Below are 16,484 nucleotides of genomic sequence, written 5' to 3'. Positions count from 1 at the left end.
ATGATTGAACTCAAAGACGTTTCCAAAACTTTTACCCTGCATAATCAGGGAAGTGCTGTGATCGAGGTGATCAATGATGTGTCCTTCGCGGTTGCCCGGGGGGAATGTGTGGCGCTCACCGGGGCCTCTGGTGCGGGTAAATCCACGCTGATGCGGATGATCTATGGCAATTACCTGACGCAGTCGGGCGAAATTAGCATCGGCGGTTTGGACATTGTTCGCTCTGAGCCGCGCGACATTATCAAATTGCGCCGGGATGTGCTGGGCTATGTCAGCCAGTTCCTGCGTGTGGTGCCGCGTGTCCCGACGCTTGATGTGGTGGCAGAGCCTCTGCGCGCTTTGGGCGTACCGGCAGATGAAGCGCAGGACCGCGCGAGGGCGCTTCTGACCCAGTTGAACATCCCCGAAAGGCTGTGGTCCTTGTCCCCCACAACCTTTTCGGGCGGCGAGCAACAGCGCGTGAATATTGCCCGTGGTTTTGCCCATGCCTACCCTGCGATACTGCTTGATGAACCCACCGCGAGCCTCGATGCTGCGAACCGCGAAGTGGTGCTGTCCTTGATCGAAGACGCCAAGGCGCGCGGCGCGGCCATCATCGGTATTTTCCACGACGAGTCCGCCCGCGCCCGCGTCTGTGATCGCGAGATTGATGTTGGCCGCTTTACTCCCGGAATGGCGGCATGACACTGACCGCACCATCCGCTGGACGCCTCATCGCGGTTGTCGGCCCATCGGGCGTTGGCAAGGACAGCGTGATGGCGGGCCTGCGCCGCGCCATCCCCAGTCTGCATATGGTGCGCCGCGTGATCACCCGCGCGCCCGGTCTTGGCGGCGAAGACTACGACGCGGCGAGCGTGGCGCAATTTGAAAAACTGGTCGCGGATGGGGCCTTTTCGCTGCATTGGGGCGCGCATGGTCTGCATTATGGCATTCCGATCACCGTCAATCACCAGCTAGCGCAGGGCACCGATTGTCTTGTCAATTTCTCCCGCAAGGCTCTGCCTGAGGCGGGCGGGATGTTTCCCCGGCTCGTCGTTCTAAACATCACCGCGAAACCGGAAACGCTTGCGCAGCGTCTGGCCGCGCGGGCCCGTGAAACGGAAGAAGAAATCAGCAAACGCCTTGCGGAGGCTGACAAACCCTTGCCCGCCGGGCTAAAGGTCATCAACCTTGCCAACGACGGCCCGCTGTCCCAGACCATCGCCCGAGCGGCGGACCTGCTCCAGCCAGTGAGTGTGTAGCGATGGACCCCCTCGAACCGGCCATCTTCCCACGCAGCGCGCAAGGCAGCGCGCAAGGCGATATGATCCGGCACGTCTTGCCCACAAGCCAGACGCAAAGGCTTATTGAAAAGCGGTTGAACCCCGTCGCTGCGCGGTGTCATGGTGATGTCATCCAAACCCCGGCATATCCCGCCAAGGCGTCTTACGGCCCTGCACCATATCCGACCCGAACCCGGACGCGCCCAATTATCCCATGCCTCAAGGCGGCGACAGACAGCACATTGCAAATCGAGAGATCGACATGAATTCCCCGTTTCCCACGTCCTCTCTGGGCAAAGCTGGTGACAGTGACGTATCAGGCGATCTTTGTTTCGCCAATGCGCAGCTTGTGCTGGCAGATCAGGTGCTTACCGGTGCGCTGACAATCGAACAAGGCGTCATTTGCGACATTACTGAGGGGGATCATATCCCGACCGGTGCCGTGGATTGTGCCGGTGATCTCGTTCTTCCCGGTCTTGTCGAATTGCATACAGACAATGTCGAACGCCACATCGAACCGCGCCCGGCGGTGGACTGGCCACATTTGCCCGCCCTGATCGCCCATGATGCAGAACTGGCGTCTACAGGCATCACGACGGTGTTTGACGCCATGCGGGTCGGCTCCATCCATAGCGGCAAGGGGCGCTACACCGACTATGCCCGAAAGCTTGCGGATGAACTCCTCGCAGCGCGCGCGCAAGGGTATTTCAAGATTAGTCACTTCCTGCATCTGCGGGCTGAAATCTGTTCTGAGACGCTGCTTGAGGAATTGGCGGCTTTCGGACCCTCTGACAGGGTCGGTATCGTCAGCCTGATGGATCACACCCCGGGTCAGCGCCAGTTTCGGGACCTGTCGGCGCTGAAAACCTATATCGCCAAGAAACGCGGGATGGACGATGCCGAATTTGGCGAACATGTGGAGCGCCTGCTGGCTTTGCAAAAACGCCTCGGGGCAAGGCATGAGGCAGGTGCGGTGCAAGAGGCCCGCCGCCTCCGGGCCGTTCTGGCCAGCCATGATGATACCACCTGCGATCACGTGCAAACCTCGGCAGGAAACGGCGTGGGTTTTGCCGAGTTTCCCACAACCGTGGAGGCCGCTGACGCTTGTCGGCTGAACGGCATTGCGGTGATGATGGGCGCCCCCAACCTGATCCGCGGCGGGTCGCATTCTGGCAATGTGGCAGCGGAGGTGCTCGCAAAGGCCGATCTTCTCGACATCGTGTCGTCAGACTATGTGCCCTCGGCGCTGCTCTGGTCGGCCTTCCGCCTTGCCGATATCTGGAGCGATCTGCCCCGCGCCATCGCCACAGTCACCAGCAACCCCGCAAAAGCCGTGCGGCTGCATGACCGTGGTGCTTTGAAAACCGGTTTGCGCGGCGATGTTCTGCGTGTGCGCAGCATTGGCCAAACACCGCTGCTGCGCGGCGTCTGGAGCCGGGGCAACAAGGTTGCCTAGGGCGGTTACGGGTGCCACTGCGTCGGGCTGCGATCAGACCTTCAGATCGGGTGATCCCTGTCAAAAACGCTGAGGATGGTGTCGCCAACAACCCCGACTGGCATTTCGCAGATCCACATATTCCCTGCCCATCCCCTGAGTTGCTGCTGTCAGAAGTCGGGAAAAGGGACTGGCAGCCATGCGCGCGTCTGTCGAAGTATCTGACACATCAGGTATCGTGTAACATGCTGAAATCATTGATGTCGGCCAGCATTTCATGATCGAGGTTTTTCGCATGACGCCTCAAGGTTTCATGCCGAGAAGCTCTTCTGCCACCGCCGCGCTGGTCACCAGATGTGTAACGAAACCGCCCTTGATCGCGGCTTGCGCGGGTCCGGCGCGGCCCGGTCCGGCAGCGACCAAAAGCGCGATGTCCTTGCCGCGCATCTGCTCCAGTGAGACGCCGATCATCCGCTCTTCGACCTCGGCGACCATGGGCCGCCCCTCGGCATCAATCAGGCGTCCACAGATCACGCCCGCCGCTCCCTTTGCGCGGTATGCCGCGATACCCTCGGCGCTCAGGATGCCGCTGCGTACGACATGGGCGTCCGCGTCGCAGGTGCCACAGGCCAGCACGGTCTTGTTACACATCGCCAATGCCGCGAGCTGGTCGCGCACAACAGGCTCATCACAAAGCGCATCGCGCAGGTTCTTGCTCGACAGAACCAGTGGCACATGCAGGTTGATACACTGCCCGTCCAAACGATGGGCCAGCATCGACGTACAGGCCTCCGCTTCGAACCCAAGTGCGGCAGAGCGTGAGCCCAGAAGCTGCGTCACCGTCAGATCCGGCACGGGCGTGTGGGGCACCTGCCGGGCCATTTGATAGACGGTCGCGCCCCATGATACCCCCAGACGATCGCCCGGTTCCAGCAATCGCGGCAACCAATCCGCAGCAGCCCGCGTGACCCGCGCCACACTGGCAGCAGCGTCGCGATCCTGTGTGACCTCCGGCACCACCAGCGCCTCCGCCAAGCCATATCGCGCGCAGAGTTGCGCCGCCAGCCGATGCCCCCGAAACACATCACTGTCCAGATGGACCCGGACCCAGTCACGCGCGCGCACCTCATTGAGGTAATTCACCACCGATGCGCGGCTGATCCGCATGCGCGCTGCGATCTCGTTCTGGTTCAGCCCATCGTGGTAATAAAGCCACGCGGCCTCAATATAAAGCGCGTCTTCGCGTGCGGGGAACCGCGCCAGATCCGGCGCGGCAGCTCTCGCCTTGCCCGTGGACCCTGCCGGCAGCGACACCTTCTATTCTGCCGCCTTCGCAAAGTTGGGGAAGAGGTCGGACAACCCGGCCTCGGAGGCGTCGCAAACCCCGCGTTCGGTGATCAGGCCCGTGACCAACCGGTTCGGCGTCACGTCAAAGGCCGGGTTGCCTCCTTGCGTCCCCGTCGGCGTGACCTGCACGGTGCCAAGTCCACCACCGTCGGTCAGCCCCTGCACATGGGTGACTTCTTGTGCATCACGTTCCTCGATGGGGATCTCGGCCACGCCATCGCTCACCGTCCAGTCGATGGTCGGGGATGGCAGTGCGACGTAGAACGGCACGCCATTATCATGCGCGGCCAGGGCCTTGAGGTAGGTGCCGATCTTGTTGCACACATCACCGCGCCGCGTCGTGCGGTCGGTGCCGGTGATGACCATATCCACCATGCCATGCTGCATCAGATGCCCGCCCGCATTGTCGGTGATATAGGTGTGGGGCACGCCGTGCTTGCCCAACTCCCACGCGGTCAGCGCACCCTGATTGCGCGGGCGCGTCTCATCCACCCAGACGTGCAGCGGGATGCCCGCGTCCTGCGCGTGATACATCGGACTGGTCGCGGTGCCCCAATCGACGGTCGCCAGCCACCCGGCGTTGCAGTGCGTCAGCAGGCGCACCGGTTCGCCCGCCGGTTTGCGCGCCGCGATCTCGCGGATCAGGGCCAGACCGTGCTCCCCGATGCGGCGGTTGATCTCCACGTCCTCATCGGCAATCTCATGGGCCAGCGTCAGGGCAGCAGCGGCGCGGTCAGCTTCCGGCAAGGGGCGCAATGCCGCGCGGCACCGATCCAGCGCCCACCGCAGGTTGATCGCGGTCGGGCGGGTTTTTTCAAGGAAAGCCCATGCCGCATCCATATTTGCGTCCGATGCATCCTCGGCCATCGCCAATGCCATCCCATAGGCCGCCGTGGCCCCGATCAAGGGCGCGCCACGTACCCGCATCTGGTAGATGGCATCGGCAAAATCCTGCATCGTCGCAACGGGGATGACGCGAAATTCATGCGGCAACCAGCGTTGGTCGATGATCTCCAGAACGTGGTTTTCGCTGTTCCACCACAAGGATCGGTAGTGCGTGCCGTCGATCTTCATAGAACGTCCTTTCGGTTAAAGTTCCGCGCGAGCGCGCAAACCGCCTGCGCATCCGCAATTGTGTCTGCCATATGGATCAATTCCGCGCCCATGCTGAGGTTTCGCGCCTCAAGCCGTGCACGCATCGCGACATCCGCGATCTCTTCGAAATCGGCGTTATGCGCAAGGGACAGACACCGCCGGTGCATCTCGATCCCGCAGACCGCCCATGCATCGCGCCAGATTCCGGCCAGAACCGCATCGCAGGCCGCCGCGCTGTCCTGGCCCTGATCCTCGAACAGCGACGCCGGGTACAGGATGCCCGTCCGCTCGGTGGCCCACAGATGGCGGAACTCTGCCTCAAAGCTGCGCGCGGTGTCTGCGATGACTTCCAGTATCCACTCCTGATACTCGGACAGATCCGCACCGCGATGCGCAGGCTGGCTGAAATAGGCCATCAGGAAATTCGCACAGAGCATGCCGATGTCAAAACCCATCGGGCCATATTGCACGAATTCGGGGTCGATCACCCTGCTGTCGCTGTCCGTCGACATGATGGAGCCGGAATGCAGATCGCCGTGCACCATGGTTTCCGTATTGGACACAAAGCGTTGCAGCATTTGCTGCACCTTGATTTTCAGCGCCGCATCCCCGCGCAATTGGGCAATGACCGGGGCAAGACCCTCGGTGTGGTTGTTCATCTCCGCATCGAAATAGGGATCGGTGAAAACCAGCGCCTCGGTGATTGCGGGGATTTCGACGTTACCGGCAAAAAGCGCCACATCCGCCTTCTTGTCGGGGCTTGGCATCGACAACTCGGACCCGCGAAAGGCCGTCCGCGCGCAGAACTGGCCCAGAAAATCCGCCAGCCCCGCAACCTTTTCCCCGGCGATCAACTTGCGGCGCAGGATCACATGCGGCGCGAGGAACTCCATCACGATCAGCGCCTGCGTTTCGTTAAAATGATAAACCTCCGGGACGGCGCCGGGATCGCGTGCGGCCTGACGGGTCAGCGCGTGATACTCATAAAACGCGCGGTAAAGCGGCAAGGGCCAGCTGTCCCCCACAAGGCGGACATAGGGCAACGCCTGTTTGACGATGATCTTGCCGACCGACCCACTCACGATGAAGACGAGGTTTAGATTGCCGTCCCCGACCTCCTGCACGTGCCATTCCGAAGCATCCGATCCGACGTGTTCGATAAGCGCAGGCACATCTTTCAGCCGCTGCGTCAGAGTATCGACGCTCAGAGCCTCATACGCCGTGTTTGCACTCATCGCTGGCCTCCCTCTCTTGCTCCAACGCGCGCTTTGCCTCAATGACATACTTGGCGGTTTATACTTATGTCAAACTGTTTGACAAAAGTATTTCACCCTGCCTATCGTCAGACCACCAAGGGGAGGAAGTGAGTGGCTCGCGACGCGCTCAAGGTGAACGGTCTGCAGAAATCGTTCGGCAAAAATAATGTGTTACGCGGCATTGACCTGACCCTGTCACCGGGGTCCGTGACGGTTCTGATGGGGGCGAATGGCGCCGGGAAATCCACACTGGTCAAGGTGATCTGCGGCCATCACCGCGCGGATGGTGGCACGGTGATGCTGACCGGCGCGCCCTTTGATCCTGTGGACGAGGCGGACGCCATCCGCAAAGGGGTGGTGACGGTGCACCAATCCATCAATGATGGGGTCATTCCCGATCTGGACGTGGCCAACAACCTGATGCTGGACCGTTTGGTCGAACGCGGCCACGGGTTTTTCGTCCGCGAACGCCACCTGCGCGCCGAGGCCGCCAAAGTCGCCGCCGCCATGGGCATTCATGTCGATCTGCGCGCACGGGTATCAGATCTGTCGGTTGCCGACCGCCAGATGATCGCCATCGCAAGGGCCATGGCGCGCGCGCCCAAAGTGCTGATCCTGGACGAGCCGACCTCCTCGCTTTCGGCGTCAGAGGCGGAGCGGCTCTTTGATCTGATTGACCGGCTACGCGCGCAAGGTGTCGCGATCCTGTATATCTCGCACCGCATGTCCGATATCCGGCGCATTGCGGACCGGATCGTGGTGATGCGGGACGGCGCGATTTCCGGCCTGTTCGAAAGCGCGCCGCTTGATTACAACGCCGCCGTCACCGCCATGCTCGGCCACCGCATGACGGATGTGGATGTCACCGTTCAAACCGGGGCCGCCCCGGTGCTGGACTTGTCCGATCTGTGCCTCTCTGACGGGACAGACCCTTTCAATCTGACCGTGCGGGACGGGGAGGTCGTCGCACTCGTGGGCCTTCTGGGCAGCGGCAAAAGCCGGTTGGCCGATATCCTTTTTGGCATCTCACAGCCCGCGCAGGGCCAGATGCGCATCAACGGGACCCCCTACACCCCCCGTTCGGTTGAGGATGCTGTGGCACAGGGCGTGTTCATGTCGCCGAAGGATCGCAGCAGCAATGCAGTGATCCCGGCCTTTGACATCGCCGATAACATGACCCTGCCCTTTCTGCGCAGCCTCAGTACCGGGCCGTTCCTGAAATCACGCGCACAGCGCAAAAGCACCGACCGCATGGTGGATCAGTTGGGCATTGTCTGCCAATCGTCACATGACGGCATTGGCACCCTGTCGGGCGGCAACCAGCAAAAGGTCATGATCGCGCGCTGGCTGCTGGAGCCTGCGAAGGTGCTCTTGCTGGATGAGCCGTTTCAGGGCGTGGACATCGGTGCGCGGCGCGATATCGGGCGGCATATCCGCGGCACGGCGAAAGGGCGCGCGACACTGGTGTTTCTCGCCGAGATCGACGAAGCACTTGAGATCGCCGACCGTATTCTCGTGATGCACGAGGGCACCCTTGTCGGCGAACATGTGAACAAGGATGTCGACCTTGCCGCGCTCATCGCAGACGTCACCGGAAGAACATCAAAGGCAACAGGCATATCCGCATGAACGACCGCATCCTCGACTTTGCCATTCGGTATGGCTTTTTGATCCTTCTTGTCGGGCTGATCGTCTATTTCAGCCTCGCCGCACCGGGGTTTTTTGGCCCCTTGTCGGCGGCCTTTGTGCTGCAATCGGTTGCCATCACGGGCATCCTTGCGCTTGGCGTGACCTGCACGCTGGTTGTGGGCGGATTTGATCTGTCGATCGGTGCTGTGGCTACATCAGCGCTGATGCTGTCGGCCTATTCCATGGTGATCCTCGAACACCCTGCGATCGTTGCGGTGGCGCTCTGTCTCGTCATGGGCGCGCTCGTGGGTCTGATAAATGGGCTGCTGATCGTGAAGTTCCGCGTACCCGACCTGCTGGCGACGCTGGGCATGATGTTTCTGCTCATCGGCCTGCAACGCATCCCGACGCAGGGCAATTCAATCTCAACCGGCATGACGCTGTCAGGCGGCACCGTGGCGGAGGGCACGTTTTCCGCCGCCTTCCTCTGGCTGGGCCGTCACCGCTTTGATGTGATCATCGAGCGCCTGTTGCCGATGCCCGTGGTGATTTTCGTGGTGATCGCGGTGCTGATCTGGCTGTTCCTCGGCTTTACCCGTCATGGGCGGCTGATGTATGCCATCGGGTCGAACGCGCGCGCCGCCAGTCTGGTGGGCACGCCCGTCAACCGCTACAAGGTCATCGCCTACATGATTTCCGGCGTCACGGCCTCTGTCGGCGGGATCCTGTTGGCCGCACGGCTGGGTCGCGGGGATATTGCCAGTGGAAACAACCTGTTGCTGGACAGTGTTGCAGCAGCGCTGATCGGGTTTGCCGTGCTGGGGGCCGCGCGCCCGAATGCTTTTGGCACCGCCATGGGCGCGCTTTTTGTCGGCATCCTGCTGCAGGGCATGACGATGATGAACGCGCCCTATTACACGCAGGATTTCGTCAAGGGGGCCGTTCTGGTGGTGGCCCTTGTGTTCACCTTTTACCTATCCTCGCGCCGCACCGGCACGGGGCACTGATCATCAGCAATAGGGAGGACTATATATGCTGAAACGTCACTTCATGGCCCTTGCGAGCGCGGCAGGCCTTGCGCTTGGCGCTGGCGTCGCCGGGGCACAGGATGCCCCTGCACCTCTGGACAACCCAGAGGACGTCACCATTGCGCTTGTGCGCTATCTCTCCACGGGGGATTTCTTTCAGGCCTACCTGTCCGGTGTCGAAACGCAGGCCGCCGCTCTTGGCGTCAACCTGCGCGTTTTCGACAGCCGTCAGGATGCTGCGCTTCAGGCTGATATGGTGGAACAGGCCATCGCCCTTGGTGTGGACGGGATCATCATCCAGCACGGGTTGACCGAGTCCATGCGCGACGCGGCACAGCGCGCTGTGGATGCCGGGATCAAGGTGGTTGCCTTTGACGTGAATGTCGAAAACGATGCCATTCCGCAGATTGAACAATCCGATTACCTGCTGGGCAAACTGGCGCTGGAACAGGCGATCAAGGACAATGGCGACAGCTTTTCCGCAGGCTACGTCTATGTGCCGGGCATCGCGCCGCTTGATCGTCGTCATGTCGCCTGGGAAGAAGTGAAGGCCGCCAACGCCGGCATAACCGAGGCCGCACGCATCGGCACGCTCGACAACCCGATTGCCAATTCCAACGCCAATCAGGCACGCGCGGCGCTTCAGGCCAACCCCGGCATTTCGGTCTTTTTCGCACCCTATAATGAATTCGCCAAAGGCGTTAAGATTGCCGCGGACGAATTGGGCGTCAGCACGAACATGTCCATCTATTCGGCCGATATCTCGACGGCCGACATTGCCCTGATGCGCGAACCCGACAGCGCGTGGAAAGCCACCGTTGCCACGAACCCTGCCGTGGTCGGCGAGGTATCAGTGCGCGCGCTGGCCCTGATGCTGGTGGGCGAAGATCCCGGCGCTTCGGTCATCGTGCCGCCGACCCTCATCACGCAGGCCTTCCTGAACGACAACAACATCCGCAATATGGAAGATCTGGGCGTCAAGATGCCCCAGTTCCAGCATGCCGATGTGGCGATGGCCGACTGGATGCCCCTGCCCGCGCGGTAAGGCTGATCCTCCCGGCCCCATCGCCTTGGGGCCGGGAGACCTGAAAGACCAAAGCAGTGCGCGCCGTCAGACCAGCGCTGTGCCGGATCACTCTCCTCCACTTGAAAAACGTGAAACGCGTGTTCGACCACACGCGGTGCAGCAACGTCGGGTGCTTGTGCGTGGCACGTTGTCGATACCGCGTCATGGCCCAAATCCGCGGGACGTTGAAAAAGCTATCCATACGCTCAAGAATGTTCATATAATGAGACAGAATCACATTTTGCGAGACACTGTTGCATCTGGACCGCCTGATCACAATTCTGGAACTCATCGCCATGGCAGGCCGTGGCCTCTCGGCGGTGGAGGTGCAGAAAGCGACCGGGCTGCCGAGGCCCACATGTTACCGCCTGTTGCAGACCCTCGCTGAAAACAGGTTGATCGACGATCCCGGCGGGTCATCGCGCTATGTGATCGGTGAGCGTTTGATCGGGATCGCGCTGCTGGGGCAATCCGACATCGACGTCCGGCGCGTCTGCGCACCGGTGCTGCGCGAAGCCGCGTTGAACCTCGAAGACAGCGTGTTTCTTGCCCGGTTGCGCAGCACGGATGTTGAAATCATCCACGTCGAAACCCCGAGCAATTCCACACACGGTTTCATCCATCCCGGGTTCGGCGTCCGCCCGATGCACGCCTGCTCCTGCTCCAAGGCGATTGCGGCCTTTGCCAAGCAGAGTTTTCAGGAAAACATACTCTCGGGTATGCTCAACCCCTACACGCCGCACACAAAAACCACCCGCGCAGCCCTTGAAGCAGAGTTCGCCGCGATCGTGCAGCAAGGCTATGCGGAGTGTCACGAGGAAATCGACATCGGTGTTTCCAGCGTCGCGGCCCCCGTTTTTGTGGGCGCGACCGGCACGACATTCAGCGTGGGCGCGGTCGGCCCTGTGCGCCGCTTCACAAAGCAATACCGCAAGAGGTTGGGCGAAGACCTTATCGCCATTTCTGCAAAACTCGGTGCCGCAATCCAGCTTTGCGCTGTGTCTCAGGACCGGATTGCAGACATGCCAAGACCAACAGAACCACAACAGAAGGCAAAACAACTGCCAAACCACCACTAAGGGAGCGAGACCATGACAGAGACAAACGGAAGCTGCTGCGCAGGCCCGGGCTATGCATCACCAGAGGAAGCCATCAAGGCGCCGCGCGAAAAGGTCGTCTATACGATCTGCATTTACACCGGCACGGGGATCGAGAAACCCGACTACCTTGCCACCATCGATGTGGATGAAGACAGCCCGACCTACGGCGAGGTCATTCACCGCACGGAAATGCCCGTGATCGGAGATGAGCTTCACCACATGGGTTGGAACGCCTGTTCTTCCTGCAACACCGACGGCAGCATGGAGCGGAAATATCTGATCATACCGGGCGTGCGCACGACGAATTTCTACATCGTCGATACCGCAACCGACCCGCGCAAACCGACGCTGTTCAAGACGATTGATGGCGAGGAGATCAAGGCCAAGACCAACCTGTCCGCGCCCCACACGGTGCATTGTCTTGGTGCCGATATCATCGTGTCGATGCTGGGCGATGCCGATGGCAACGGACCGGGTGGCTTCCTGCATCTGGACAAGGAATTCAATATCATCGGGCGTTGGGAAAACGATCTGGGTGACATGAAATACAACTATGATTTCTGGTATCAACCACGCCACAACATGATGATTTCGACGGAATGGGGCTCACCCAACACTTTCATGCCGGGGTTTGATCTTGAGGATGTGGCCCGTGGCAAATACGGCCAGCACGTCCATTTCTGGGATTTCGAGAACCGCAAGGTCGAGCAGAGCATTGATCTGGGGCCCGAAGGCATGATCCCGTTGGAGGCGCGGTTTCACCACAATCCCGACAGCACCCATGGTTTTGTCGGCGCGGCGCTGGCCTCGAATATTTTCCACTACCACAAGGACAACGGCAAGATCGAGATCAACAAGATCATCGACGTGCCCACCGTGGATGTCGAAGGTTTCCCCGTCCCGATGCCCAGCCTGATCACCGATATTCTGGTGTCGATGGATGACAAATACCTCTACTTCTCCAACTGGCTGCACGGCGATCTGAGGCAATATGACATCTCTGATCCGGCCAATCCGAAACTCACCGGCCAGGTCTGGATCGGCGGGCTTTTGGGCAAGGCTCCCGAGGTGAACGGTCGCACCGTGGATGGCGCGCCGCAGATGATCCAGCTGTCGCTGGATGGCAAGCGGCTCTATGTCACCACCTCGCTGTTCTCGACATGGGACAACCAGTTCTACCCCTCCATGAAAGACAAGGGCGGGATCATGCTGATTGTGGATTGCGACAATGAAAATGGCGGCATGACGATCCGCGACAACTTCATCGTTGATTTCAACAACGAGCCGCACGGCCCTGCCCGCGCGCATGAAACGCGCTATCCCGGCGGTGATTGCTCATCCGACATCTGGATTTGAACAATCGGTAACACCTGCCCCGGCCCGGGATTTCGGGCCGGGGTCACAGTGGGGGGCGCATGCGAAAACACAAGGTGACATTGCGAAACCGCGATAACCTGACATTCGATGTTGGCGAAGACGAGGCGATCATCGACATCGTCGAGGCCGCAGGCCATGTGCTGCCGATCGCCTGCCGCTACGGCGGCTGCATCAGCTGTGCAGCGCGGATGATCTCTGGCTCTGTGCGCCAACCCAAAGGCACCGCGCTGAACAAACGGCAATCAGAGGCGGGTTATGTGCTGCTTTGTGTGGCGCGACCGACGGCGGACTGCGTTTTTGACGTCGGTGTTGAAAGCCATACAACGCTTTATCAAAACCCATTCGCCAGCGCTGCAGCAGCCAGTCAACTGGCGCGGGCGAGCAAGGAATGACAGCGCTGCCCGACATCGCCATCGGCCCGCATGCCGGGCGTTGGTCGGGCAGACTGATCATCGCTCTGATCGCCGTTGGCTGGGTCTATGCGCTGGCACAGGTTCTGACGCTGGACACGCCCGGATCGCTCGCGCAGGCCGGTCCGGGAATGGCGATTTTCGCCCATATCAAGGCAGGGCTGTTTGGCGACCCTTTTGCCTTTGAAACCGCGCTGTCATTCTGCGCTGCCAGCACCGGTGACTGGGGCGTTCTGGATTTCCTCAAGGCGGCCGCCATGTGGCTGGGCATGATCTGTGCCATGATGGTGCCGGTCCTTCTTTTGCGCGGCCCCTCGGCCAGCAATCCGCACAGATGTTCGGGAGTTGCGGGCTATGTCGCGGCGTGGCTGCCGTTTTGTGCCCTCGCCGTGGGGGTTCAGTGGGCCTTGCAAACTGCGGATCTGCTCAGCGCGCATGCCCTCTTGCACCATGACGGGCTGAGCGTTGCGATCCTGCTGGGCATCGCTTGCCTCTATTTTGGCAGATACGTTTTTGCGGCGAAACAGACCGACAACGATATCGAGGGTTTGACCAGCTTTCGTGCGGGTCTGGCGCTTGGGCGGCGCTGTCTGCCCTGCTGCGGGCCGCTGATGCTGATCATGTTTATCATCGGCCTGATGAATGTCGTGGGTATGCTGGTCTTGACCGCTCTGATGGTCCTTTTGATGGCAGTGCGATCAAAAGAGTTGTCACTTGCTTTGAGTGTCGGCGCATTACTCTGGGCGGTGCTGCTCGCTGCGGTTTAGCCCCACAATATCGATGCATACGGATGCAGCATCCGGCACTCCAACCGCATGCAACACCACCGCCATCAACCCGCATTTGATATTTCAAAATCATATGGTGAAATAAAAACAATAAATTTTATAAATCAAAATGCCAATGATAGCCTCAGCGAAACACACGAGATTGAGGATAGACATGAACCGGCAAGACTTCCGAAAAAGATTTGGCACCTCAGGCCCGGTCATTTTGCCTGTCATCCATGTGATTGATTCCGATCAGACGCGCAGGAATATCGAGACCGCAATCGCGGGCGGCTGTCCCGGTGTCTTTCTGATCAATCACGATTTTGAGAAGGAAAAGCTGGTTCCGATCATCAGGGAGATGCGGCAGGCCTTCCCGGACATCTGGATGGGCATCAATTTTCTGGCCGTGACGGGTAAATTCGCGTTCCCCATTCTGGGCGCGCTTCAGGCCGAAGGGTGTCAGGTTGACGGCTACTGGGCCGATGATGCCCGCATTGACGAGCGCCGCGCCGAAGACGACCAGCCCGAGGCCGACGAGATCGCCAGCATCCGCAAGCAAAGCGGGTGGAGCGGTCTTTACATCGGCGGAACCGCCTTCAAGAAACAGCGCGAGGTGGACCCGGCAGATTACGCCAAAAGCGCGCGCATCGCGACGGGGTACATGGATGTCGTTGTCACATCCGGCGTGGCGACAGGCCATGCGGCCGACGTCGGCAAGATCGGCGTTTTTCGCGAACACTGCGGGGACACGGCCCTTGGCCTTGCCTCCGGAATCACACCTGAGAACGCAGGGCAATACGCGGACGCGGTTGACCTTTTCATGGTGGCGACAGGCATCAACTTTGACGGGGATTTTTACAATATCGACCCTGACCGCCTCAAGCACCTCATGGACCTCACATCGAACTAAGGGAGAATTCAAGAATGGCTCACGACAAAGGACCCAGAGACGACCGTTGGTACTTCTCGCTCATGGCGCCCAACACCAAGGGCGACAAATTTGCATGGCTGGACCCGACCTCCATCTACATCAATGGCAAAGCCTATCACGATCTGCTCGACGATCTGTGCAATGATCTGGACGCGGATGAAATAGACGTCGTCGCAGGGCTGGACGCGATGGGGTTCGTGCTGGCTGCAGGTATCGCGGCGCGCATCGGACGTGGGTTTTTGCCCATCCGCAAGCCCGGCAAGCTGTGTGTGGACACGGACAGCGCGTCGATGACAAACTATTCCGGCCAGACGCAATCGATGGAAATGCGCACGCCTGCCTTTGCGCCCGGAACACGGGTTTTGCTGGTGGATCAATGGGTTGAAACCGGCGGCACGATGCATGGCGCGGTGCAGCTTGTCGAACAACAGCAGGGCAAGGTCGCCGGCATGGTCGCCATTGTCATGGAAGAAAACGACAACACCGCTGAATACCGCAAGAAATACAAATGCGTCACGGCCATTCAGCCCGGCACCGAATGGCAGCGCCAGGCAAATGCGCAGTACCTTGAAAGCTTCAAGACCTATAAGCCCGAGATGGCGTTCCCCGTTTAAGGTCAGGGCACGACGCTCATTCAGCTTGGGCGCGCGCCCGTTTCGGCGTGCCCCGCTTGCGTTGGAAAGCGAGTGCTGCACGCGACGGGCGTTTCGCAAGATACCCGATCACGGGGTCGGGAACGGGCGAGCGGATATTCAAAAGCTTAATGGCTTCTCAATTTGAATTTCCACCGTTAATGTGGCGCACATGGGTCCCATCAACCTTCCGACAGAGCTTTTGCGCGCGTTCATCACCGTTGTGGAAGTTGCAAGTTTCACCCGTGCCGCGGAAATACTGGGGCGCACGCAGCCTGCAATCAGCCTGCAGGTCAAACGGCTGGAGGAGTCGGTCGGCTGCACGCTGATCGAGCGCAAAGGCAAGGAAATATCCCTCACCGAACGGGGCGAGGCGCTGGCGATCCATGCCCGGCAAATCCTGCGGCTGAATGATCTGGCAATGGCGCAGTTTGAACGGCCAAACCCTCTGGCCAAGCTGCGTGTGGGCCTGCCGGTGGATTATGCGGTCAACACGCTGCAATCCTGCCTGACCGATGTCGTCAAACAATACAGCGACATCCAGATCGAAATTCGCTGCGATCTGTCCAAACATCTGCTGTCGGCCATGCGCAGCAATGACATTGACATCGCGGTGGCCCTGTTTGACGGAGATGATCAGCAATTCCTGTTCCGCAATTGGAAGGAACAGCCCACATGGGTCGGGGCCACGGATTTTGAAATCTGCGATCAGGCCGATATCCCGCTGGTCGTGCACCCCTATGGCTGCGTCTACCGGGACCGGATGGCGACCGCATTGAAACTGGCGGGAAAAAGCTGGCGCATCGCGTATTCAAGCCCGGGCATTGGCGGCCTTCAACGCGCGGTTCAGGATGGGCTCGGCCTGTCTTGTCTGACCGCGCCCACGGTTCAAAGCGGTATGCGCAAATTCACGGAACAAGATGGCCTGCCCGTCCTGCCGCCCCTGCACATCGGCTTGTTTGCGCGGCAAACACAGTTGGGCGCGGGCGGATATGCGGCGATTGATGCGATGGTCACAACGCTGGAAGCGCATGCATCGGGCACGCAATCCGGATAAGCGCTCATTATGCAAGCATATCAACGATAAATTTCACAAAATCTGCATTTTACAATAGCATTCTTTCAAACACCGACCGAACCTGAAGT

General features: G+C 60.1%; 16 protein-coding genes. 13 read left to right on the top strand and 3 right to left on the bottom strand.

Going from position 1 to position 16,484, the window contains the following annotated elements; genetic code table 11:
* From phnL to RD1_RS10965, 3 genes are all read left to right on the top strand, one after another.
* Nucleotides 1-684 (top strand): phosphonate C-P lyase system protein PhnL, encoded by a 684-nt coding sequence (phnL, locus tag RD1_RS10980; protein ID WP_011568576.1) that lies wholly within the window; start codon nt 1-3, stop codon nt 682-684.
* A complete protein-coding gene (gene phnN / locus RD1_RS10975; protein ID WP_011568575.1) occupies nt 681-1,241 on the top strand; it encodes a phosphonate metabolism protein/1,5-bisphosphokinase (PRPP-forming) PhnN in 561 nt (186 codons plus the stop codon). Before phnL ends, phnN begins: the two co-directional genes overlap by 4 nt.
* Before the next feature lie 283 nt (nt 1,242-1,524).
* Nucleotides 1,525-2,718: an alpha-D-ribose 1-methylphosphonate 5-triphosphate diphosphatase gene (locus RD1_RS10965; protein ID WP_011568574.1), complete on the top strand. Its 1,194-nt coding sequence runs from the start codon at nt 1,525-1,527 to the stop codon at nt 2,716-2,718.
* A 282-nt stretch (nt 2,719-3,000) separates the two neighbouring features.
* On the opposite strand, the gene RD1_RS10960 is transcribed toward RD1_RS10965, so the two are convergent.
* From RD1_RS10960 to mtnK, 3 genes are read right to left on the bottom strand one after another with little or no spacing between them, the layout of a single operon-like run.
* Entirely contained in the window at nt 3,001-4,011 is a 1,011-nt protein-coding gene (locus RD1_RS10960) for a sugar-binding transcriptional regulator (protein ID WP_011568572.1), read from the bottom strand.
* Between the two features lie 3 nt (nt 4,012-4,014).
* Nucleotides 4,015-5,118, bottom strand: a complete 1,104-nt coding sequence (gene mtnA, locus RD1_RS10955) for an S-methyl-5-thioribose-1-phosphate isomerase (RefSeq protein ID WP_011568571.1) — start codon at nt 5,116-5,118, stop codon at nt 4,015-4,017.
* Nucleotides 5,115-6,374, bottom strand: a complete 1,260-nt coding sequence (mtnK, locus tag RD1_RS10950; protein WP_011568570.1) for an S-methyl-5-thioribose kinase — start codon at nt 6,372-6,374, stop codon at nt 5,115-5,117. Before mtnK ends, mtnA begins: the two co-directional genes overlap by 4 nt.
* Nucleotides 6,375-6,506: 132 nt before the next feature.
* Here mtnK and RD1_RS10945 point away from each other — a divergent pair, with 132 nt between their 5' ends.
* The 10 genes from RD1_RS10945 (at nt 6,507) to RD1_RS10900 (ending at nt 16,395) form a co-directional block, all read left to right on the top strand.
* A complete protein-coding gene (locus tag RD1_RS10945; protein ID WP_011568569.1) occupies nt 6,507-8,024 on the top strand; it encodes a sugar ABC transporter ATP-binding protein in 1,518 nt (505 codons plus the stop codon).
* Nucleotides 8,021-9,031 carry an ABC transporter permease gene (locus RD1_RS10940; RefSeq protein WP_011568568.1) on the top strand — a complete coding sequence of 337 codons (1,011 nt, stop codon included), beginning with the start codon at nt 8,021-8,023 and terminating at the stop codon, nt 9,029-9,031. Before RD1_RS10945 ends, RD1_RS10940 begins: the two co-directional genes overlap by 4 nt.
* 25 nt (nt 9,032-9,056) lie before the next feature.
* The gene (locus RD1_RS10935) at nt 9,057-10,097 is read left to right on the top strand and encodes a substrate-binding domain-containing protein (RefSeq protein ID WP_011568567.1); all 1,041 of its coding nucleotides are present in this window, start codon (nt 9,057-9,059) and stop codon (nt 10,095-10,097) included.
* A gap of 275 nt (nt 10,098-10,372) precedes the next feature.
* On the top strand, nt 10,373-11,197 hold the full coding sequence (locus tag RD1_RS10930; RefSeq protein ID WP_011568566.1) for an IclR family transcriptional regulator: 825 nt from the start codon (nt 10,373-10,375) through the stop codon (nt 11,195-11,197).
* Between the two features lie 12 nt (nt 11,198-11,209).
* Entirely contained in the window at nt 11,210-12,574 is a 1,365-nt protein-coding gene (locus tag RD1_RS10925; RefSeq protein ID WP_011568565.1) for a selenium-binding family protein, read from the top strand.
* Nucleotides 12,575-12,633: 59 nt separating this feature from the next.
* A complete protein-coding gene (locus tag RD1_RS10920) occupies nt 12,634-12,987 on the top strand; it encodes a 2Fe-2S iron-sulfur cluster-binding protein (protein ID WP_011568564.1) in 354 nt (117 codons plus the stop codon).
* A complete protein-coding gene (locus RD1_RS10915) occupies nt 12,984-13,772 on the top strand; it encodes a DUF2182 domain-containing protein (protein WP_011568563.1) in 789 nt (262 codons plus the stop codon). The genes RD1_RS10920 and RD1_RS10915 overlap by 4 nt, the downstream gene beginning before the upstream one ends.
* Nucleotides 13,773-13,947: 175 nt before the next feature.
* A complete protein-coding gene (locus RD1_RS10910; protein WP_044033087.1) occupies nt 13,948-14,685 on the top strand; it encodes a BtpA/SgcQ family protein in 738 nt (245 codons plus the stop codon).
* Nucleotides 14,686-14,699: 14 nt separating this feature from the next.
* Nucleotides 14,700-15,320, top strand: a complete 621-nt coding sequence (locus RD1_RS10905; protein WP_011568562.1) for a phosphoribosyltransferase family protein — start codon at nt 14,700-14,702, stop codon at nt 15,318-15,320.
* A 190-nt stretch (nt 15,321-15,510) separates the two neighbouring features.
* Nucleotides 15,511-16,395: a LysR family transcriptional regulator gene (locus RD1_RS10900; protein ID WP_044033086.1), complete on the top strand. Its 885-nt coding sequence runs from the start codon at nt 15,511-15,513 to the stop codon at nt 16,393-16,395.
* Nucleotides 16,396-16,484 lie beyond the last annotated feature (89 nt).

This window comes from Roseobacter denitrificans OCh 114, from assembly GCF_000014045.1.
Lineage (GTDB): Bacteria > Pseudomonadota > Alphaproteobacteria > Rhodobacterales > Rhodobacteraceae > Roseobacter > Roseobacter denitrificans.
This window is presented reverse-complemented; position numbering and strand designations above follow the sequence as displayed.